At 71.8% G+C, this 20,454-nt stretch carries 13 protein-coding genes and 1 pseudogene; 7 read left to right on the top strand and 7 right to left on the bottom strand.

All coding sequences use genetic code 11. The features are described from left to right. Nucleotides 1-11: 11 nt before the first annotated feature. From cydB to ACZ63I_RS00175, 3 genes and pseudogenes are all read left to right on the top strand, one after another. Nucleotides 12-1,010: pseudogene (cydB, locus tag ACZ63I_RS00185) on the top strand (cytochrome d ubiquinol oxidase subunit II); the annotation flags it as partial. A 97-nt stretch (nucleotides 1,011-1,107) separates the two neighbouring features. Then, nucleotides 1,108-4,773, top strand: coding sequence for a thiol reductant ABC exporter subunit CydD (gene cydD / locus ACZ63I_RS00180; RefSeq protein ID WP_469333832.1), 3,666 nt, complete (start codon nucleotides 1,108-1,110; stop codon nucleotides 4,771-4,773). A gap of 10 nt (nucleotides 4,774-4,783) precedes the next feature. Further along, a complete protein-coding gene (locus tag ACZ63I_RS00175; RefSeq protein ID WP_469333830.1) occupies nucleotides 4,784-6,517 on the top strand; it encodes a sensor histidine kinase in 1,734 nt (577 codons plus the stop codon). Between the two features lie 6 nt (nucleotides 6,518-6,523). Here ACZ63I_RS00175 and ACZ63I_RS00170 read toward each other — a convergent pair whose 3' ends face one another. Continuing rightward, the gene (locus ACZ63I_RS00170; RefSeq protein WP_469333828.1) at nucleotides 6,524-7,369 is read right to left on the bottom strand and encodes a Cof-type HAD-IIB family hydrolase; all 846 of its coding nucleotides are present in this window, start codon (nucleotides 7,367-7,369) and stop codon (nucleotides 6,524-6,526) included. A 293-nt stretch (nucleotides 7,370-7,662) separates the two neighbouring features. Between ACZ63I_RS00170 and ACZ63I_RS00165 the strand changes: the two genes are divergently transcribed. Then, entirely contained in the window at nucleotides 7,663-9,528 is a 1,866-nt protein-coding gene (locus tag ACZ63I_RS00165; RefSeq protein WP_469333827.1) for an HSP90 family protein, read from the top strand. After that, the gene (locus ACZ63I_RS00160) at nucleotides 9,525-12,476 is read left to right on the top strand and encodes a tetratricopeptide repeat protein (protein WP_469333825.1); all 2,952 of its coding nucleotides are present in this window, start codon (nucleotides 9,525-9,527) and stop codon (nucleotides 12,474-12,476) included. Before ACZ63I_RS00165 ends, ACZ63I_RS00160 begins: the two co-directional genes overlap by 4 nt. 54 nt (nucleotides 12,477-12,530) lie before the next feature. Here the strand turns inward: ACZ63I_RS00160 and ACZ63I_RS00155 are convergent, their stop codons facing one another. The 3 genes from ACZ63I_RS00155 to ACZ63I_RS00145 all read right to left on the bottom strand — a co-directional run bounded on the left by ACZ63I_RS00155 (nucleotide 12,531) and on the right by ACZ63I_RS00145 (nucleotide 14,751). After that, the gene (locus ACZ63I_RS00155; RefSeq protein ID WP_469333823.1) at nucleotides 12,531-13,433 is read right to left on the bottom strand and encodes an LLM class flavin-dependent oxidoreductase; all 903 of its coding nucleotides are present in this window, start codon (nucleotides 13,431-13,433) and stop codon (nucleotides 12,531-12,533) included. A 107-nt stretch (nucleotides 13,434-13,540) separates the two neighbouring features. Beyond that, complete coding sequence (locus ACZ63I_RS00150; protein ID WP_469333821.1) at nucleotides 13,541-14,146, bottom strand: mycothiol-dependent nitroreductase Rv2466c family protein; 606 nt, start codon at nucleotides 14,144-14,146, stop codon at nucleotides 13,541-13,543. Next, the gene (locus ACZ63I_RS00145) at nucleotides 14,143-14,751 is read right to left on the bottom strand and encodes a TetR/AcrR family transcriptional regulator (protein ID WP_469333819.1); all 609 of its coding nucleotides are present in this window, start codon (nucleotides 14,749-14,751) and stop codon (nucleotides 14,143-14,145) included. The genes ACZ63I_RS00150 and ACZ63I_RS00145 overlap by 4 nt, the downstream gene beginning before the upstream one ends. 92 nt (nucleotides 14,752-14,843) lie before the next feature. Here ACZ63I_RS00145 and ACZ63I_RS00140 point away from each other — a divergent pair, with 92 nt between their 5' ends. Together ACZ63I_RS00140 and ACZ63I_RS00135 are read left to right on the top strand one after the other, a co-directional pair. After that, on the top strand, nucleotides 14,844-15,860 hold the full coding sequence (locus tag ACZ63I_RS00140; RefSeq protein WP_469333817.1) for an ATP-binding cassette domain-containing protein: 1,017 nt from the start codon (nucleotides 14,844-14,846) through the stop codon (nucleotides 15,858-15,860). Next, on the top strand, nucleotides 15,853-16,626 hold the full coding sequence (locus ACZ63I_RS00135; protein WP_469333815.1) for an ABC transporter permease: 774 nt from the start codon (nucleotides 15,853-15,855) through the stop codon (nucleotides 16,624-16,626). The genes ACZ63I_RS00140 and ACZ63I_RS00135 overlap by 8 nt, the downstream gene beginning before the upstream one ends. A 96-nt stretch (nucleotides 16,627-16,722) precedes the next feature. On the opposite strand, the gene ACZ63I_RS00130 is transcribed toward ACZ63I_RS00135, so the two are convergent. The 3 genes from ACZ63I_RS00130 to ACZ63I_RS00120 all read right to left on the bottom strand — a co-directional run bounded on the left by ACZ63I_RS00130 (nucleotide 16,723) and on the right by ACZ63I_RS00120 (nucleotide 20,410). After that, nucleotides 16,723-17,655 (bottom strand): MerR family transcriptional regulator, encoded by a 933-nt coding sequence (locus ACZ63I_RS00130; RefSeq protein ID WP_469333813.1) that lies wholly within the window; start codon nucleotides 17,653-17,655, stop codon nucleotides 16,723-16,725. Beyond that, the gene (locus ACZ63I_RS00125; RefSeq protein WP_469335484.1) at nucleotides 17,652-18,521 is read right to left on the bottom strand and encodes a metal-dependent hydrolase; all 870 of its coding nucleotides are present in this window, start codon (nucleotides 18,519-18,521) and stop codon (nucleotides 17,652-17,654) included. The genes ACZ63I_RS00130 and ACZ63I_RS00125 overlap by 4 nt, the downstream gene beginning before the upstream one ends. 92 nt (nucleotides 18,522-18,613) lie before the next feature. Further along, nucleotides 18,614-20,410: an SDR family oxidoreductase gene (locus ACZ63I_RS00120; RefSeq protein ID WP_469333811.1), complete on the bottom strand. Its 1,797-nt coding sequence runs from the start codon at nucleotides 20,408-20,410 to the stop codon at nucleotides 18,614-18,616. Between the last annotated feature and the right edge of the window lie 44 nt (nucleotides 20,411-20,454).

Below are 20,454 nucleotides of genomic sequence, written 5' to 3'. Positions count from 1 at the left end.
GCTGACCGATCATGGAACTCCACGACGTCTGGTTCGTGCTGATCGCGGTCCTGTGGACCGGCTACTTCTTCCTCGAAGGGTTCGACTTCGGCATCGGGGTGCTGACCAAACTGCTCGCGCGCGGCCGCGCCGAGCGGCGGGTCCTCATCAACACCATCGGACCCGTCTGGGACGGCAACGAGGTATGGCTGCTGAGCGCGGGCGGTGCCACGTTCGCCGCCTTCCCCGACTGGTACGCCACCCTCTTCTCCGGCTTCTACCTGCCGCTGCTGCTCATCCTGGTCTGTCTGATCGTGCGCGGTGTCGCCTTCGAGTACCGGGCCAAGCGCCCGGAGGAGCGCTGGCAGCGCAACTGGGAGCACGCCATCTTCTGGACCTCCCTGCTGCCCGCCGTGCTGTGGGGTGTGGCCTTCGGCAACATCGTGCACGGCGTGAAGATCGACGCGCACATGGAGTACGTCGGCGGTCTCGGCGATCTGCTCAACCCGTACGCCCTCACCGGCGGGCTGGTCACGCTGGCGCTGTTCACCTTCCACGGCGCGGTGTTCGCCGCCCTCAAGACCGTGGGGGACATCCGGGTACGGGCCAGGAAGCTGGCCCTGGTGCTGGGAGCCGTCACCGCGGCCCTCGCCGTCGGCTTCCTGAGCTGGACCCAGGCGGCCAGCGGCGACGGCAAGAGCCTGATCGCGATGATCGTCGCCGTGGTCGCGCTCGCCGGAGCGGTCGTGGCCATCGGTGCGGGCCGGGAAGGACGCTCGTTCGCCCTGTCCGGGGTGACGATCGCGGCGGTGATCGCGATGTTCTTCCTGACGCTCTTCCCGAACGTCATGCCCTCGTCGCTGAACGAGCAGTGGAACCTGACCGTCACCAACGCCTCCTCCACCCCGTACACCTTGAAGATCATGACGTGGTGCGCGGGCATCTGCGCCCCGCTCGTCATGCTCTACCAGGGCTGGACGTACTGGGTCTTCCGCAAGCGGATCGGCACCCAGCACATCGCCGACGCGCACGGTGCCGATGCGCACCTTGCCGACGCGCAGAGCGCCGACGCGCACCTCGCCGCCGACGCGCAGAGCGCCGACGCGCACTGAGAGGGCGGTGTTTCACGTGAAACCAATCGACCCCCGGCTGCTGCGCTACGCCCGAGCCACCCGGTTCTTCCTGGCCGCCGTGGTGGCACTCGGGTTGGTCGGCGCCGGTCTGATCGTCGCTCAGGCGATGCTGATCGCCGAGATAGTGGTCGGCGCGTTCCAGCGCGGACTCGACGGCTCGGGGCTGCGCACTCCCCTGCTGCTGCTCGTCGCTGTCGCCGTCGGACGGGCGCTGGTCGGCTGGCTCACCGAACTGGCCGCCCACCGGGCGAGCGCGGCGGTCAAGTCCGAACTGCGCGGCCGGCTGCTGGAGCGGGCGGCCGAGCTGGGCCCCGGTTGGCTGAGCGGTCAGCGCACCGGCTCGCTGGTCGCGCTGGCGACCCGTGGGGTCGACGCCCTGGACGACTACTTCTCCCGCTATCTGCCGCAGTTGGGGCTCGCGGTGGTCGTGCCCGTCGCCGTCCTCGCGCGCATCGTCACCGAGGACTGGCTGTCCGCCGGGATCATCGTGGTGACCCTCCCGCTGATCCCGCTGTTCATGGTGCTGATCGGACGGGCCACCCAGTCGAGGATGGACCGTCAGTGGCGGCTGCTGTCCCGGCTGTCGGGCCACTTCCTCGACGTGGTCGCCGGGCTGCCGACCCTGAAGGTCTTCGGCCGGGCCAAGGCGCAGGCCGAAGCGGTCCGCCGGATCACCTCGGACTACCGGCAGGCCACCCTACGCACCCTGCGGATCGCCTTCCTGTCGTCGTTCGCGCTGGAGCTGCTGTCGACGCTGTCCGTGGCGCTGGTCGCGGTCGACATCGGACTGCGGCTCGTCCACGGCAACCTCGATCTGTACACGGGTCTGCTGGTGCTGATCCTCGCGCCGGAGGCGTATCTGCCGATCCGGCAGGTGGGCGCGCAGTACCACGCGGCGGCCGAGGGACTGGCCGCGGCGGAGGAGATCTTCGCCGTCCTGGAGACCGAGCCGCGGCGCGGCGGTACGGGCGAGGTGCCCGGTGCGGTACGGCTGGAACTGGACGGTGTGACGGTCCGCCACGAGGGGCGCAGCGGGCCCTCGTTGGACGCCGCGACGCTGACGGTCGAGCCGGGGGAGACGGTCGCCCTGGTCGGCCCCAGCGGGGTCGGCAAGTCCACGCTGCTCGACGTGGTGCTCGGGTTCACCGCCCCGGACAGCGGCCGGATCCGGGTGGGCGGCCTCGACCTGGCATCCCTGGACCAGGAGCGGTGGCGGGAGCGGATCGCGTGGGTGCCGCAGCGGCCGTACCTCTTCGCGGGCACGATCGCCGAGAACGTACGGCTGGCCAAGCCGGAGGCGGACGAGGCGGCGGTGGCCCGCGCGCTGCGTGACGCCGGGGCCGAGGGTTTCGTGGCCGCGCTCCCCCACGGTGTGGACACCGTGTTGGGCGAGGACGGTGCGGGGCTCTCGGCGGGCCAGCGTCAGCGGCTCGCCCTGGCCAGGGCCTTCCTCGCCGACCGGCCGCTGCTGCTGCTCGACGAGCCGACGGCGGCGCTCGACGGCGAGACGGAGGCGGGCGTCGTGGACGCGGTACGGCGGCTGGCGGCCGGCCGGACGGTGCTGCTGGTCGTCCACCGGCCGGCGCTGCTGGCGGTCGCGGACCGGGTGGTGACGCTGGCGGCGACGGCTGGGGACGTACCGTCGCGCCCGGCGTCGGTGGAGGCCTCGCAGGCATTGGGGCGGTCCGAGGCTTCAGGCGCAGGCGCAGGTGCAGGCGCAGGCACCGAAACCGGCGCAGGCACCGGCACGGCTCCCGGCTCGGCTTCCGTTTCTGCTTCTCCTTCTGCTCCCGATTCCGATACCGCGTCGCGCGGGGCGCTTGCGCCCCTGGCCCGGGTGCGGGCGGCGGCCGGAGCGCTGCGCGGCCGTTTCGCCCTGGCGCTGCTGCTCGGCAGCCTCGCGCTCGGCTCCGCCGTCGGCCTCATGGCCGTCTCCGGATGGCTGATCTCCCGCGCCTCGCAGGAGCCGCCCGTCCTGTATCTGATGGTGGCGGTGACGGCGACCCGCGCCTTCGGCATGGGGCGCGCCGTGTTCCGTTACGCCGAGCGCGTCGTGTCGCACGACGCGGTGCTCAGGATGCTCGCCGACCTCCGGGTCTCCGTCTACCGGCGGCTGGAGCGCATCGCACCCGCCGGGCTGCGCGCGACCAGGCGCGGTGATCTGCTGTCCCGGCTGGTCGCCGATGTGGACGCGCTCCAGGACTACTGGCTGCGCTGGCTGCTGCCCGCGGGGACGGCCCTGGTCGTGTCGGCCGCCACCGTCGGTTTCACCGGCTGGCTGCTGCCCGAGGCGGGCGCCGTCCTGGCGGTGGGGCTGCTCGTCGCCGGGGTCGGCGTACCGCTGCTGAGCGGCGCCTGTGCCCGCGGCGCCGAGCGGCGGCTCGCCCCGGCCCGCGGCGCGCTGGCGACCCAGGTCGCCGACCTGCTCAGGGGGACCGCCGAACTGACCGTGGCCGGTGCGCTCAAGCGCCGGCTGCGCGGGACCCGTGCGAGCGACGCCACGCTGACGGCGATCACCAGGCGGGGCGCGAGCGCCGCCGCGCTCGGCGGCGGGCTCTCCGCGCTGGCCTGCGGGCTGACCGTCGCCGCCGCCGCGGCCGTCGGGGTGCAGGCGGTACGCGAAGGGCGCCTCGCCGGTGTCCAGCTCGCCGTTGTCGTCCTCACCCCGCTGGCCGCGTTCGAGGCCGTCACCGGGCTGCCGCTGGCCGTCCAGTACCGCAGGCAGGCCCGGCGCAGCGCCGAGCGGGTGTACGAGGTGCTGGACGCGCCCGTCCCCGTACAGGAGCCCGAGCACCCGGCCGCAGCGCCCGCCGTACCGTTCCCGCTGGAGCTACGGGGGGTCGCGGCGCGGTACGCGGGCCAGGAGCGCGACGCGCTCAGCGGGTTCGACCTGACCCTGACCCCCGGCAAGCGGGTGGCCGTCGTGGGGCCCTCCGGTTCGGGCAAGACCACCCTCGCCCAGGTGCTGCTGCGGTTCCTGGACGCCGGGGAGGGCGGCTACCGGCTCGGCGGTACGGACGCCGCCACGCTCGACGGTGACGCGGTGCGCCGCTTCGTCGGTCTCTGCGCCCAGGACGCGCACCTCTTCGACAGTTCCGTACGGGAGAACCTGAGGCTCGCCCGCACGACGGCGACCGAGGACGAGCTGCGCGACGCACTGCGCCGGGCCCGGCTGCTGGAGTGGGTCGACGGCCTTCCGCACGGCCTGGACACCCTCGTGGGCGAGCACGGCGCGCGGCTCTCCGGCGGCCAGCGCCAGCGCCTGGCGCTGGCCCGCGCGCTGCTCGCCGACTTTCCCGTACTGGTGCTGGACGAGCCCGCCGAACATCTGGACCTGGCGACGGCCGACGCGCTGACCGCCGATCTGCTGGCGGCGACCGAAGGCCGGACGACGCTGCTCATCACGCACCGGCTGCGCGGTCTGGACAGCGTCGACGAGGTGATCGTCCTCGACGCGGGCAGGACCGTACAGCGCGGTTCGTACGAGGAGCTGGCCGTCGTCGAAGGACCGCTGCGCGGGCTGCTGGCGCGGGAGCGTGCGGGAGATCTGGTGGGCGGCCTGGCGGGCGGCCCGGCGGGGGAGCCGACGGGGGAGCCGACGGGGGAGCCGGTGGGAGCCCCGGTCGGCAACCGACTTTCCCCAGCAAATAACACTTACTAGTCTCGGTGGTATGAATCCACCCGAATCGACCGACCTGGACCCGGCCGACGCCGCCGCCAACGCGGCCCGCGACCTCCAGGGCCTGTCGACCGAGGTGACCGCGCGGGTGCCACGGCTGCTGGAGGCCATGCGCTCCATCGGCATGGGCCTGGAACTGCGCTCCACCCTCGACCGGATCTGCGAGACGGCGGCCGAGCTGGGCGACGCCCGCTACGCGGCGATCGGCGTCGTGGACGAGACGGGCGACGGGCTCGAAGAGTTCGTGACGTACGGCGTGGACGACGAGGTGGCCGAGGTGATCGGACGGCGCCCCGACGGGCGCCGCGGGCTGCTCGGCGCGCTGATCCGCGATCCGTCACCGCTCAGGCTCGCCGATCTGACGGCCGACGAGCGCTTCGCAGGCTTCCCGCCGGGCCATCCGCCGATGCGCAGCTTCCTCGGCGTTCCCGTCCGCGTCCAGGGCCGGATCTTCGGCAATCTCTGTCTCGCCGAGAAGCACGACGGCGAGGAGTTCAACGAGCACGACCTGCACATGCTGCGCGTCCTCGCCACCGAGGCGGGCATCGCCATAGGCAACGCCCGGCTGTACGAGGCGGCGCGGCAGCGCGAGCGGTGGATCGACGGCTCGGTCGCCGTCACCACGGCGCTGCTCTCCGGCGGTGAGGCGACCGACGCGCTGTCCGTGGTCGCCGAACAGGCCCGCAGGCTCGCCGACGCGGCAGCCGGTGTCGTCCTGCTGCCGACCGTCGAGGGCGGTCTGCAGATCGCCGCCATCAGCACCGACCTGCCGACCCCCGCCGAGCTGGGCGACATCGTCCCGCCGGAGAGCTTCGTGGTCGCGGCCATGATGAACGGCGAGTCCCTGTTCCTCGACGACGCGGCCGCCGATCCGCGGATGGTCACCACGTACGCCAAGCCGTTCGGGCCGATGATGATCCTGCCGCTGCAGAGCGGCGGCCGGGTGCTGGGCTCGCTCATCACCCCCCGTGGGCGGGGCGCGCGCCGGTTCAGCGAGACCGAACGCATCCTCGCCACGCAGTTCGCCTCGCAGGCCGCCGTCGCGCTGATGATGGCCGAGGCGCAGCGCGACCGGGAGCGGCTCGTGGTCCTGGAGGACCGCGACCGGATCGCCCGTGATCTGCACGATCTCGTCATCCAGCGGCTGTTCGCCACCGGCATGATGCTGGAGAGCGCCCAGCGCGGCACGGTCACGCCCGCCGTACACCAGGGGATCGGCAAGGCGGTGGACGAGCTGGACGTGACCATCCAGGAGATCCGGACGGCGATCTTCGCCTTGCAGCAGGGTCCTGCCGAGGCGCCGGCCGGGCTGCGTACCCGGGTGCTGCGGGAGATCAAGATGGCGGCCGTGCCGCTGGGCTTCACCCCCGCCCACCGTTTCGTCGGGCCTGTCGACGCCGCTGTCGGTGAGCTGTCGGGGAAGAACCTGATCGCGGCGCTGCGCGAGGCGCTGTCCAACGCCTTCCGGCACGCGCACGCCAGCCGGATCGAGGTGGTGGTCGACGCGACGGCGCGGCTGCCCGACGGCGCGCCGGCGGTCCGGCTCTCGGTCGCCGACGACGGGGTGGGCATCCCGGAGGGCGGCCGGCGCAGCGGGCTGCGCAATCTGGCGCGCAGGGCCGAGGCGCTGGGCGGATCGAGCGCGGGCGCGCCGGGCATCGGCGCGGGCGGGGCCGGTACGACGGTGGTCTGGGAGGCCCCGCTGCAGGTGGCGGCCGAGTTGTGAGGGGCGTCAGAGGCGGGCGAGGATCCGCTCGATGACGACGGCGACGCCGTCCTCGTTGTTGGTTGCGGTACGGCCGGAAGCGGCGGCGAGGACGTCGGGATGGGCGTTGCCCATCGCGAACGACGTACCGGCCCAGGTCAGCATCTCCAGGTCGTTGGGCATGTCGCCGAACGCGACGACCTCGTCCGACGAGATGCCGCGCTCGGCGCAGCAGAGCGCGAGGGTGCTCGCCTTGCTCACGCCGAGATCGCTGACTTCGAGCAGCGCGCTGGGGCTGGACCGGGTGAAGGAGGCGCGGTCGCCGGCGGCTGTCCGGGCCAGGGTGAGGAAGCCGTCGGGAGTGAGCGTCGGGTGGTGGGCGAGCAGCTTCACGACCGGCGCGCAGGAACCTTTCTTCTCCTCGTGCAGCAGCGTTTCGGCGGCGGCGACGGTCGCACCGGGGTCTTGGTGGAAGGGCGGGTACTCGGGCTCGTAGTGGATGCCGGTCGTCAGTTCCACGGCGAAGGACGTGCCGGGGGCGGCGTCGCGCAGGATCCGTACGACGCCGAGCGCGGTCGGGCGCGGCAGCGGCCGGACCTCGACCGGTTCACCGCCCGCGTGCAGGTCGGCGACGACGGCGCCGTTCGCGCAGATCGCGAGGCCGTGGCCGTGCACATGCGCGCTGACGACGTCCATCCAGCGGGCGGGCCGGCCGGTGACGAAGAAGACCTCGATGCCGGCCTTCTCCGCGGCGGCCAGGGCGTCGACCGTACGGGCGGAGACGGTCTTGTCGTCGCGCAGCAGGGTGCCGTCCAGATCCGTGGCGATCAGCCGGGGGCGGGCGGGGAGCGGGGAGTCGTCAGCGGAGGTCACGCCCCCATTCTCACGTACGGAGCCGCACGGGCGTGCGCAGGGGCGCACATCTGAGACCGCGCGCCGTGGGGCGCGGCGGACGCACGCGGTCCGCCCGCCGCCGCGCCGCCGTCCCGCCGCCGTGACCCTGATCGTCGCCTCGTCCTCCCCCCACCATCGGCCCGTCGTCGCGCCCGGAAAATTTCCGGCCGGAATGTCAGTCCCGGGCCTTACGCTGTGTCTCACTTCACGATCGGTGAGGGGGGAACCTCGCGGTCGTCAATTCCGTATGCGAGCACGCGAGGTGCTGCCCCATGACGTCTTCCACCAGGGCGGGGACCACTGATCCCGCCGTCAACACCTTCCAGGTCGATCTGCGCGGTCTGGTGGATCTGCTCTCCCACCATCTCTACTCCAGCCCGCGTGTCTACGTACGCGAACTCCTGCAGAACGCGGTCGACGCGGTCACGGCCCGCCGCGCGCACGACCCTTCGGCCGTCATCCGGATCCGGCTGTCGACGGCCGGCGGCCAGGTGTCCATCGAGGACACCGGTATCGGTCTGACGGCCGACGAGGTGCACACCCTGCTCGCCACCATCGGCCGCAGTTCCAAGCGCGGCGACGCGCAGGGCCTGAACGCGCGCAGGGAGTTCCTCGGCCAGTTCGGCATCGGCCTGCTCGCCTGCTTCGTCGTCGCCCGGCAGATCCGGGTCGTCACGCGCTCGGCCCGCACTCCCGAAGCTCCGCCCGTGGAGTGGCTGGCCACCGACGACGGCTCGTACACCGTACGGACCCTGCCCGACGAGGCCAGGCCGGAGCCCGGCACCACGGTCTTCCTCGAACCGAGGCCAGGCGCCGAGGAGTGGACCGAGCCCGTCCGCGTCGAGGAGCTGGCCCGCGACTTCGGCTCCCTCCTGCCGTACGACATCACGTTCAGCACCGGCGACGGCGCCGAGCGCGCCCTCACCGACCGGCCCGCCGTCTGGGACCGCGAACACCCCACCCCCGGCGCGCGCCGCGTCGCGCTCGCCGGGCACTGCGCCCGGGTCTTCGGCTTCACCCCGCTCGACACCATCGACCTGGACCTGCCGGTCGCCGGGGTGCGCGGCGTCGCGTACGTGCTGCCCGAGCCGACCAGCCCCGCGCACCGCGCCGGGCACCGCGTCTACCTCAAGGGCATGCTGCTCACCGACCACGCGGACAACCTGCTCCCCGAGTGGGCGTTCTTCGTGCGCGCGGTCCTCGACACGGACACCCTGCGCCCCACCGCCTCCCGGGAGAACCTGTACGACGACGAGACGCTCGCCGCCGTACGCGACGCGCTCGGCGCGCGCGTGCGCGACTGGCTCACCGAACTCGCCGCAGGCGAACCGGAGCGGCTCGCCGCCTTCCTGAGCGTGCATCACCTCGGGGTGAAGTCCCTCGCCCGGCATGACGCGGAGCTGCTCGATCTGATGCTGCCGTGGCTGCCGTTCGAGACCAGCGACGGCCAGGTCAGCCTCGAAGAGTTCGCCGCCGCCCACGACGACATCCACTTCACCCGCACCGTCGAGGAGTTCCGGCAGATCGCGCCGATAGCCGCCGCGCACGGCCTCGGCGTGATCAACGCCGGCTACACCTACGACGCCGACCTGCTCGCCCTGCTGCCGGCCGTCCGGCCCGGTATCAAGGTCACCGAGCTGGACGCCGGGGCCGTCACCGACCGGCTCGACCCGGTCGACACCGGCGCCGAACTGGCCCTGGCGGGCTTCCTCGCCACCGCCAGGACCCGTCTCGACGCGCTCGGCTGCGACGTCGCGCTGCGCGCCTTCCAGCCTGTCTCCGTACCCGCGCTCTTCCTCGACGACCGGCAGGCCAGGCACGAACGGGACAGGGCCATCGCGCAGGACGGCGCCGACTCGCTGTGGAGCGACATCCTCGGCTCGCTGCGCGGCTCCGCGCCGCGTGCCCGGCTCGTCCTCAACCACAACAACCCGCTGATCCGGCGGATATCGGCGCTCCCCGACGCCGAGCTGACCGGCACGGCCGTCGAGTCGCTGTACGGCCAGGCGCTGCTGATGTCCCAGCGGCCGCTGCGCCCCGCCGACACGACCCTGCTCAACCGCGCCTTCCTCGGACTCCTGGAATGGGCGACCCACTCCGCAGCGCAGCGGCACGACCCGGAGGATGACCAGAAGTGACGACGCTGACGCCCGCCGAGATCCAGCGGGGCCTCTTCGAGAACGACAGCGCGCCCAACGGCGCCGCGCGCAACGCCCGCGCGGAGGAGCTGTCCGCCGCCGCCGAGCGGACCGGTGACCGCGCGCTGCTGCGCCGATCCCTCAGCTCCCTCATCGAGGCGTACGAGTACAGCTCCGAGCGTACGAAGATGCTGGTGCCCTTCGCGCGGCTCCTCCAGGAGTACGACACGGACGCGGCGGCCTTCGACGGCTACGAGACGCACCGGCTGTTCTGGCACTTCAAGTGGGTGACCAGCAACATCGTGTCGTCCCCCGACATCCCGCTCGACGTGGTCGAGCGCTGGCTCGCCGACATGGAGCGCCGCTACCGCGTCGCCGGATTCAGCCCGCGGGCCGTGCGCAAGGCCGAGTTCTACCTGGCCGACACCGTCGGCGACGCGGCGCGGGCCGACCGCGCCATCGCGGGCTGGGCCGACACCGAGCGCGACCGGATGAGCGACTGCCTGGCCTGCGAGATCAACACCCAGGGCGGCTACTGGTCCCGCAAGGGCGAGGACGCCAAGGCGATCGAGGTCTGGCAGCCGGTGCTGTCCGGCAACGACACCTGCCTGGAGGAGCCGCACCGGGTGCTGGCCCACTCGCTGCTGCCGCTGATGCGCCTGGGCCGGGCGGCGGACGCCCGCTCCCACCATCTGCGGGGCTATCGCATGGCCCGGGGCAACGAATCCCTGCTGCGCGAGGTCGGTGAGCACATCGAGTTCTGCGCGCTGACCGGCAACGAGTCCCGCGGCCTGGAGATCCTCTCCGAACACACCGCGCACCTCGGCCCGCTCACCGACCTTGAGGCGCAGTTGGAGTTCAACGGCGGCATCCTCGTCCTGCTGCGCCGCCTCACCGACCTCGGCCACGGCGGCCGGCCGGCCGTGCCCTACCGGGGCACCGCCCGTACGGTGAGCGAGCTGTACGACCAGGTGTACGCGGACGCGAAAGCCATCGCCGACCGGTTCGACGCCCGTAACGGCACGGCGCATGTGTCGACCCGGCTCGCGCAGCGCCTGGCCAGCCAGCCGCTGGTCGAGTTCCTGCCGCTGGGGGTGCGCAGCCCTGTGCTGGCTCCGGCCGATGCGGGACAGCGGCCGGCCAGGAGCGAGGCGGGGCCGCAGCCCGACACGGACGACATCACCGAACTCACCGCCCGCGCGAGGTCCTTGCGGGAGCAGGGCCATCCCGGCGCGGACGCCCAGTGGGAGCGGCTCGCCGCCCTGCTCGAAGCCGCAGGACAGACCCCCGATCCGCAGCTCGCCGCCGACCTGCTGGAACACCGCGCGCTGCGCGCCGGCCGCGCGGGGGCCGAGGCCGCACGGGAGCTGTTCACCGAGAGCCTGGCCGCCCACCGCGCGGCCGGGCAGGACAGCCGCGCCGCCCTCGCCGAGCTGCGGCTCGCCACGGCCGCGGCGCAGTCCGGCGCCGAGGCCGCCGAGATACGGGAGCTGTTGGCGACCGCGCTCAGCTCGGCCGAGGCGCTGGCCGAGACCGACCCGAGCCGGTCACGCCGGGTGGCGGCGGCCGAGATCAACGGCGTCCGGATAGAGGCGTTCCTCCGGGCCAGGGAGGCGGACCACGACCACGCGGGGGCGGACGGCTGGCTGGAGCGCGAGCTGACGGAGTTCGTCGCGGCCAGGGAGTCCACCGAAGGACTGGAACATCTCGTCGCCGAGGCCGAATTGATGCTGGCCGAGTTCGCCTTGCGCAGCGGCGACGAGGAGCGCGCCGAGTCGCTGTTCGGCTCGGCGGCCGAGCGGAACATCGCCGCGGGCCAGCCCTGGGAGGCGGCGGAGCCGCTCGCCCGGCGCGCGGGGCTGCTGTTCGCCCGCGGCAGCGCGGAGGAGGCCGAGGCCGCGGCCCGTGCGGGCGTCGAGCAGAGTACGGAGCTGACCGACCCCGAGGAGCAGGCGGTCGTCCGTCTGACGCTCGCCGACATCCTGGTGCGGCGGGGCGGCCGGGAAGCGGAGGCGGCCGATCACGCGCTGGACGCCGCGCACTGGTTCGACCAGGCGGGCCTCGGCGCGGCGGGCGGGGCCCAGGCCCGGCTGGTGCTGGCGAAGGCGTATGCGGCGGCTGAGCGTACGGCCGAGGCGGCGGAAGTCCTCCAGTCCGCGCTGCCCGACCTGCTGGACCACGGCGAGTACCGGGGCGTCCACGCCCGCGAGACGCTGGGCGACCTGCTGGGACAACTGCGCGACGCACGCGGCGCCGCCGAGCAGTACCTCCTCGCCGCCGACACGGCCAAGGGCTGGGACGACCCGGCCCCCCAGGCCCACTTCGCCCAGCTCGCGGCCGAGTCCCTGTCGCGGGCCGGCCTGCCGGACGAGGCGCGCTCGGCGTACCGCAGAGCCCTGGAGCTGTGGCGCCGGTCGGGCGACAACCCGGTCGCCGAGGTACGGATCCTGCGCTCGCTCGCCTGGCTGGCCGGGCACGAGAGCGAGACGGAGTTCGAGGCCGCGCGCGACCTGATGAACCAGGCCCTGGCCGTACTGGACGGCGCGGACGACGACCAGTCGCGCTACGAACGCGGCCAGACCTGGCACCAACTCGCCAACCTCACCATGTCCCGGCTGCCCGACGACGAATACGACGACTTCGATGACGACGAGGAGGACAAGCCGGAACCGGGCCCGCACGAAGCGGTGGACGAGAAGGCCGTGCGGCTGGCGGCGATACGCCTCTGGGAACAGGCCGCCGACGCCTACGCGACGCTGGGTCTCGACGCGCTCGAAGAGCGGACGAGATGCCTGACGGGCATCGCCTGGTCCGAACACGCCATGGGCCGAGCCGAGGAAGCCACCACCCGCCTCACCACCCTGGCCGCCGAACTCCGCACCCAGGACGACGCCCGCGCCCGCCGAACGGTCACACAACTGGAAGAAACCCTGCGCCACCTGGCCTGACACCCCGCCGTGGTGCCCCGTGGTGCCCCACCCGGGGGCACCACGGAGTCGGGATCAACCGAGCTGCGCGACCGCTTCCGTGGCAATTCGTTCGAAGACGGCCTGGTCCGCGGCGAAGTCGGAGTCGGGGATCGGCCAGTGGACCGCGATCTCGGTGATGCCGAGATCGCGGTGGCGTCCTGCGAAGTCCACGAAGGCGTCGACCGACTCCAGGGGCCGGTTGCGGTCCGGGGTGAAGCCGTGGAGCAGCACCTTGTCCAGCTCGGCCGGGTCGCGTCCGATCTCCGCGCACGCGGAGCCGAGCCGGTCGATCTGGCCGCGCAGCGCGGCCCGGGACTGCTCGGGTGTGCCCTCGTCGAAGAGCTTCGGGTCGCCGGTGGTCACCCACCCCTGCCCGTACCGCGCGGCCAGCTTGAGCCCGCGCGGACCGGTCGCGGCGACGGCGAAGGGCAGCCGGGGCCGCTGCAGGCAACCGGGGATGTTCCGCGCCTCGACGGCCGAGTAGAAGTCCCCCTCCTGAGTCACCGCACCTTCGGTGAGCAGCCGGTCGAGCAGTGGCACGAACTCGCCGAAACGGTCGGCCCGTTCACGCGGCGACCACGCCTCCTGCCCCAGCGCCGTCGCGTCGAAGCCGTTGCCGCCCGCGCCGATGCCGAGGGTGATCCGGCCGCCCGAGATGTCGTCGAGCGACATCAGCTCCTTGGCGAGCGTCACGGGGTGCCGAAAGTTCGGCGACGTGACGAGCGTGCCCAGACGAAGCCGGTCGGTCGCCGTCGCCGCGGCGGTCAGCGTGGGCAGCGCCCCGAACCACGGGCCGTCGCGGAACGTGCGCCAGGAGAGGTGGTCGTAGGTGTACGCGGTATGGAAACCGAGCTCCTCGGCACGCTGCCACTTCGCCCGGCCCCCCTCGTGCCAGCGGTCGACGGGGAGGATCACGGTACTCAGACGCAGACTCATGATCCGACCCTACGTCCCACCTCCCCGCGCACCGACCAGGCCGTATGCCCTTCGCGGTACACCGTCAGCCGCTGTCTTCCTGTCGGTGAACCGCGATGACCGGGGTGTCACGCCTTGAGTTCGCGGAATGTCGAGACGCCGGCCATCAGTAGGGTGGCTTCCCAGAGACGGATGGCGTCTGCTCGCGCAGGGGTGGCGTTGAGGACGGGGCCGAAGAATGCTCGTTGGATGCCGTCGGGTGTGGTGATGGCCACGACGGGGGTGCCGATCTGGGCATCGATTTGATCGACGCCGGCGTGGTGCGAGGCGCGCAGTGCCTGGTCGTAGTCGGTGGCGGTACCGGCCTCGGTGAGCGCGGTGGGCAGGCCGCTGCGGTGCAGGGCTTCGTGGATGTCGCCGATCCATTCGCGCGCGGTGCCGTCAGGCTCGGTCCACAGTGCGGTGTAGAACGTGCCGAGTGCGGTATGTCCGTGCTCGGTCTGGACGGCCGCCGCGATGCGGGCGGGAATCCACAGGTAGCCGTGCGGGTCGCCTTCGGGGTCGTCGTCGCGATGCTCGTTGAGCACCGCCAGGCTCATCACCCGCCAGCGCACCTGGAGCACTACCTGGTCGGCGACCTGGGCGATCCAGCGAGCGGTGTGGCGGGTGAGCGGGCAGGCCGGGTCGAGCCAGAAGTCGACACTCCAGCCTGCTTCGGTGGTGGTGCCGGTCATGGCTTCGGATCCGATCCCGGACGTGCACCGGCCGTGGCGGTGATCCCCTGTTCCAGTGTGCGGGTCACGGTCGCGGTGACGTCGAACCTGGCGAGGGCGCCCCGTTCGACCTGTTCGAAGGCGGTGTACGCCACTCCCCAAAGGACTTGCTGAATCCATTCGGCGCTGAGCTGGTCGTCGAAGACGCCCTCGGCCTGCCCGCGGCGGATGAGGTCGATCACTGGGTCGTGCGCTGTCGGCAGGTCGGGCTCCGGGGTGGGAGCGACATCGCGCACCAGGGACTGGTCGCCGAAGACGAACATGATCGCATCGCTGGCCGAGGCCAGGGCCGCGATCACGCGGCGCATGGCGGTCAGCGGGTGCCCTACGTCGGGGGACGCTTCGTCGATGGCGCAACCGATGGCTTCCAGGGCGTGCTCGGTGGCGGCGCGCAGCAGACCGTCGCGTTCCGGGAAGTAGCGGTGCAGGGTCGTGCGGCCGACCTCCGCGGCCTCGGCGACCTGGGGCAACGTGGCTGCCCGGTCGCGCGCCCAAGCACGCACCGCGGCAGTCACAATGGCCCGTTCAGTTCGATTCCGGGCACTGGAGGTCTGCGTCGCACTCATGGCTCTACGGTATCAGCAACACCCGTAAGGGAATCTTGGATCTCATTTATGGAAGTTTGAAGTTCCATTCAGGGTGCTTTACAGTCCGCATCATGAGTGAAGAGAAGATGATCCGGGCCGAAGGTCTGCGTCGGACCTTCAAGGTGGGCAAGGGGACGATCGAGGCGGTGCGCGACGTCAGTTTTGATGTCGCGGCCGGTGAGCTGCTGGCGCTGCTCGGGCCGAACGGTGCCGGCAAGTCCACGACCTTGCGGATGCTGACCACGCTGCTGCCACCCACTGCGGGCCGCGTGTGCATCGCGGGCTGTGACGCGGCGCGCGAACCGGCCCGGGTGCGTAAGGCGATCGGCTACGTGGGACAGAAGAACGCCTGCGGGGAAACCCACCGCATCCGCGATGAGCTCATCACTCAGGGGCGCTGCTACGGGCTCCGGCTTCGTGATGCGCGGCGCCGGGCCGACGAGGTTCTGGAGATCCTGGGCATCAGCGACCTTGCCGCCCGCGTCCCCGGCAGCCTCTCAGGCGGACAGCGACGGCGCGTGGACATTGCTTTCGGGCTCATACACAACCCGAGCGTGCTCTTCCTCGACGAACCCACCATGGGCCTCGATCCTCACAGCCGCGCCGGCCTGTGGGATCAGATCCAACGCCTGCGCCGCGAGCACGGCATCACGATCCTGCTGACCACCCACTACCTCGACGAAGCCGACCAGATGGCCGAGCGGATCGTCATCATCGACCAAGGGCGGGTCATCGCCAACGGCACCGCGGCCGCTCTCAAGGCCGACCTGGCCGGCGACTGGATGCACATCACGACGCCGGACACCGACTCGACACGTGCCGCCGCACGCGTGGCCGGTCGAATGGCCGGCGTCTGCGAGGTCACGGCCGAAGGGCGGACAGTGCACGTGCGGATCGCCGACGTTGACACCGCCCTACCTGCCTATCTGCGGCTGCTGCACCACGACGCGATCACGGTCACGCGTGCCCGCACGCGCCGACCGTCCCTCGACGACGTCTTCATCAACCTCACCGGCCGCAGGCTCGACGAAACAGGCCACGCCTTCGAGACCACCGGCGCCGGGCCGATCGGAGCCACCCATGCCTAAGCTCCTCCACGACACCGCCACGGTCTTCTCCCGCGAAATCACGCCCGAGCTTCGCTCCCCAGTCAGCATCGTCCTCGCCATGGGGCAGCCTTTGCTGTTCCTCATCGTGTTCGGCTCGATGCTCGTCGGCACCGAAGCCGATCTCGGGGCCGGTGCCGGCGACGTCTGGCAGTGGTTCGTCCCCGGCATCATCGTGATGATGTGCCTCATGGGGCCGCTCTCGGCCGGTCACAGCATGCTCAGCGAACTGACCGGGGGACAGATGGAACGCTTCCTCGTCACCCCCGTCAGCCGCACCTCACTCATCCTCGGACGCACCGCCAAGGACACCGCCACCCTGTTCGTCCAAGCGATCCTCATCACCACCATCGCCGTCCCGCTGGGCATGAAACTCCACCTGACCGGCGCCTTGGCCGCCATGGTGCTGCTCATCGTCATGGCGGTCGGACTCAGCGCCCTGTCCTACATCCTGGCCATCGCCTCACGGCCCAGCGGCAACCTGTTCTGGATGGTCACCCAGATGCTCATCTTCCCGATCATGCTGCTCTCCGGCATCCTCCTGCCGGTCGGAACCGCACCCGGCTGGCTGAGCAAGGCCGCCATGATCAACCCCATCACGTACATCGTCGATGCCGCCCGTGCACTGTTCGCCGGTGACTTCCTCGACACCTCCGTGCTCCACGGCGCCCTCACCGCGACGGTGATCGCCACCATCGGGCTGGGCTTCTCCACCCGCGCCATGAAACGCGCCTTCGAGGTCGGATGAGGGATTTCAAGTGTTCATGATCCACAAGTTTGATCCACAGCCAACTTGGGTTATCCACAGGCTATTTGACGCTGTTGTGGATAACAGCCTTGCGATTCAGGTTATTTGGTCGATACATCTTGTTTGTCGGTCTGTTGAGGTCAAGGCGTCCAACGTCCTGGCCTGGACCTCCCGTTCCGTGGCCGCAGCGACGAACGCCGCCGTGTTCTCCTGGCCAACCAGCGCCTCGACAGCCCGGATCGTGTCGGCGGGCAGGGCCACCGAGCGCTCCTCGACGTCTGTCGGCAGGGGGAGGCCGGCCGACAGGTGGTGTTCCAGTTGGCGGGTGGCGAACAGGCGCATCGCGCGGGCCAGTTCGGCGTCGACCGACTGCTGGGCGAGCGGGCGGAGCCGGCGTACCAGCGCTGCGGCCTCGGCCGCTTCCGCGTCCGTCGGGGGGTGGTGGCCGAGATAGCGGGCGAAGACATGCTCTCCGGTGAACTCCAGGAAACGCGCGGCGATATGTTCGACCTGGCCGCGAAGTTCCCGCAGATGGCCGGAGATCGCGGTCAGCGGGACGCCCGCCGCGTACAACTCGGCCGCCACGGTCAGCTCCTGGGGGCTCGGCACCACGAACACGTCGTCGCGGCCCGGCACCCGCTCCAGCACGCCAAGCTCCAGCGCCTCTTCGACCGCCGCGTCGTCGCGCATCGCGCCGAACCGCTCGTCCAGCTCCGTACGGGAGATCCGCGCTGCCTCCTCGTCCGTCCACGGGCCGTGCACCTCGGCGACCAGGCCGAGCACCCCGCCGAGGCCGCGCCCCGCGTCCCACGCCTCCAGCAACTCCTTGATGGACGCCAGGCTGTAGCCGCGCTCCAGCAGATCGGCGATCTGCCGGAGCCTGGCCAGATGCGTCTCGCCGTACACATTGGCCCGGCCGCGCCGCTCGGGCGTCGGCAGCAGGCCGCGGTCCTGGTACGCGCGGATCGTCCGGACGGTGGCGCCGCTCGCCTGGGCCAGCGCCTCGATCCGGTATTCGGCGCGGCTCACCGCTCCCCCTCCCGGGCGGCGCGCGCGGCGGGCGAGACCGCGAGATAGCCGGCGGCCCTGCTCAGCGAGCCCTCCTGGGAGGGGTGGTACGAGCGGCGGAAGTAGCGGGGCAGGGCGGCTCCCAGCTCTCCCCAGGCCGGCAGCAGACCCTTGGCCACGGCCGCGTTGTGGGCCCGGCGCGAGTAGCGCAGCGAGCCGGCCAGCCGCGGGTCGTGCCGGATCAGATAGCGGGTCCCCCAGACCCACATCCACAGCAGCACGGGCGCCGTGACACACATCGTCCCCACTCTGCGGACATACCGCAGCGGCTCGCCGCCCCCGCAGTGCTGGTACATGTCGAAGGCCACCGCACGGTGTTCGACCTCCTCGGCGCCGTGCCAGCGCAGCAGGTCGAGCATGACCGGGTCCGCCTCCGCGCCGTCCAGCGCGTCGGCGCGCAGCACCCAGTCGCCCAGGACGGCCGTGAACTGCTCGATCGCCGCGACGAACGCCAGCCGGTAGAGCAGCCACCTCCCGGTGGGCAACGGGATCCGCCACGGCGGCCGGTCGCCGAGCAGCCGCTCGAAGAGGAAGTCGACATGGCGGGTGAACTCCGCCGTGTCCAGCCGCTGCTCCGCCAGATGGTCCAGTACATACGCGTGCTGCACGCTGTGGGTGGCCTCCTGGCCCATGAACCCCTTGACGTCCTTGGCCAGTTCGGGATCGGTGACCAGCGGCAGGGCCTCCTTGAACACTTTGACGAACCACCGCTCGCCCGCCGGCAGCAGCAGATGCAGCACGTTGATGACATGCGTGGCGGTCGGCTCGTCCGGTATCCAGTGCAGCGGCGTCCCGTGCCAGTCGAACGAGACCCGGCGCGGCACGATCGGACGGCGCTCGTCTCCGTCAGCGGCCGCGTCTCCGGCTGCGGCGGCGTCTCCGCCCGCAGCGACATCCTTGCTCTCGGCGGCTCCCCCGCTCACAGCGGTGGCTCCACCCTGGCTATCGCCCGCAGCGCACCCGGCGAGATCCGCGACAGCAGCCGGGCGACCCGGGCCTCCGGGGTCACCGGAACCACCGCCTGGTTGTGCACGACGGCGCGCAGTACGGCGTCGGCGACCTTCTCCGGCGGGTAGTTGCGTAGCCCGTAGAGCCGGGACGTCTTCTTCCTGCGCCGGTCCTGCTCCTGCTCCGACACACCGGTGAAGCGCGCCGTGGCCGTGATGTTCGTGTTCACGAAGCCCGGACAGACCGCGGACACCCCGACGCCCCGCCCGGCCAGTTCGGCCCGCAGGCATTCGCTGAGCATCAGCACCGCCGCCTTCGACGTGCTGTACGCGGGCAGCGCGCGCGACGGCTGATACGCGGCGGCCGAAGCGGTGTTGACGATATGACCGCCCTGCCCGCGCTCGGCCATCTGCCTGCCGAAGAGCCGGCAGCCGTGGATGACCCCCCACAGATTGACGTCCAGGACCTTGCGCCAGTCGTCGGCCGTCGTGTCGAGGAACGACCCGGAGAGCCCGATCCCCGCGTTGTTGACGAGGACGTCGACGATCCCGTAGTCGGCGGCGACCTTCGCCGCCAGCTTCTCCATCGCCTGCTCGTCACCGACGTCGGTCTGCTCGCTCCACGCCTCGGGGGCGCCGATCAGCCGCGCCAGCTCCGCCGTCCTCGCCGCGCCCTCGCCGTTCACATCGACCGCGATCACCCGGGCACCCGACTCGGCGAACCCCAGCGCCGTGGCCCGGCCGATCCCGCTGGCCGCGCCCGTGACCAGGACGAGCTGCCCGCCGAACCGCTCCGCGTACCGCCCGCTCGCCGGCGTGACAGCCGCGACGGCGCCGCCCGGTCCGCTCCCGGCGCCGTCCTCCGCGTACCGGTCGGCGAAGTCGGCTATCCAGATGGCGAGTTGGTCGGGGCGGGTACGCGGCACCCAGTGCTTGACCGGGACCGTACGGCGGGTCAGCCGCGGCGCCCACTCGGCGAGGTCGTCGTAGAGCCGCTCCGACAGGAAGGCATCCTCCGTCGGCACGATCAACTGGACCGGCGCATGCGCGTACGCGTCCGTACGGGGCCTGCGCAGCCGGGCCCGTACGTTGTCCCGGTAGAGCCACGCGCCGTGCGCCGCGTCCTCGGGGAGCGACGCCGTCGGATAGGGCGCGCCGGGACCGTCCGGCACCTTCTCCACCTTGCGGAGTATCGCGGGCCACCGCCTGCCCAGCGGTCCGCGCCAGGCCAGCTCGGGCAGCCGGGGCGTGTGCAGCAGGTAGATGTACCAGGACTTGGCACCCTGCCCGACCAACTGCCCGACCGCGCGCGGTGTCGGCCGCGCGGCCCGCTTCTTGATCCAGAGCCCCAGATGGTCGAGGGAGGGCCCCGAAAGCGACGTGAACGAGGCGATCCTGCCCTCCGTCCGCGCGACCGTGACGAACTCCCACGCCTGCACCGAACCCCAGTCGTGCCCGACCAGATGCACCGGCCGGTCCGGACTCACCGCGTCGGCCACCGCCAGGAAGTCGTCCGTCAGCTTCTCCAGCGTGAAACCGCCGCGCAGCGGCTCGGGCGCCGTCGAGCCGCCATGGCCCCGCACGTCATACAGGACCACATGGAACCGGTCGGCCAGCCGGGCCGCGACCTGCGACCAGACCTCTTTGCTGTCCGGATAGCCGTGCACCAGCAGCACCGTCGGATCCGCCGGATCACCCAGCTCGGCGATGCACAACTCGACACCACCGGTGCGCACCCGGCGCTCCCGGCGCTCACTGAACTCGCCCATGCGGTCGTCTCCCAACCCCGAGAAGCCGGCAGCCACGTGAACCG

The organism is Streptomyces sp. NPDC087906 (assembly GCF_055584925.1).
Note: the sequence above shows the minus strand (reverse complement) of the source record. Positions and strands in the feature narration are given on the sequence as shown.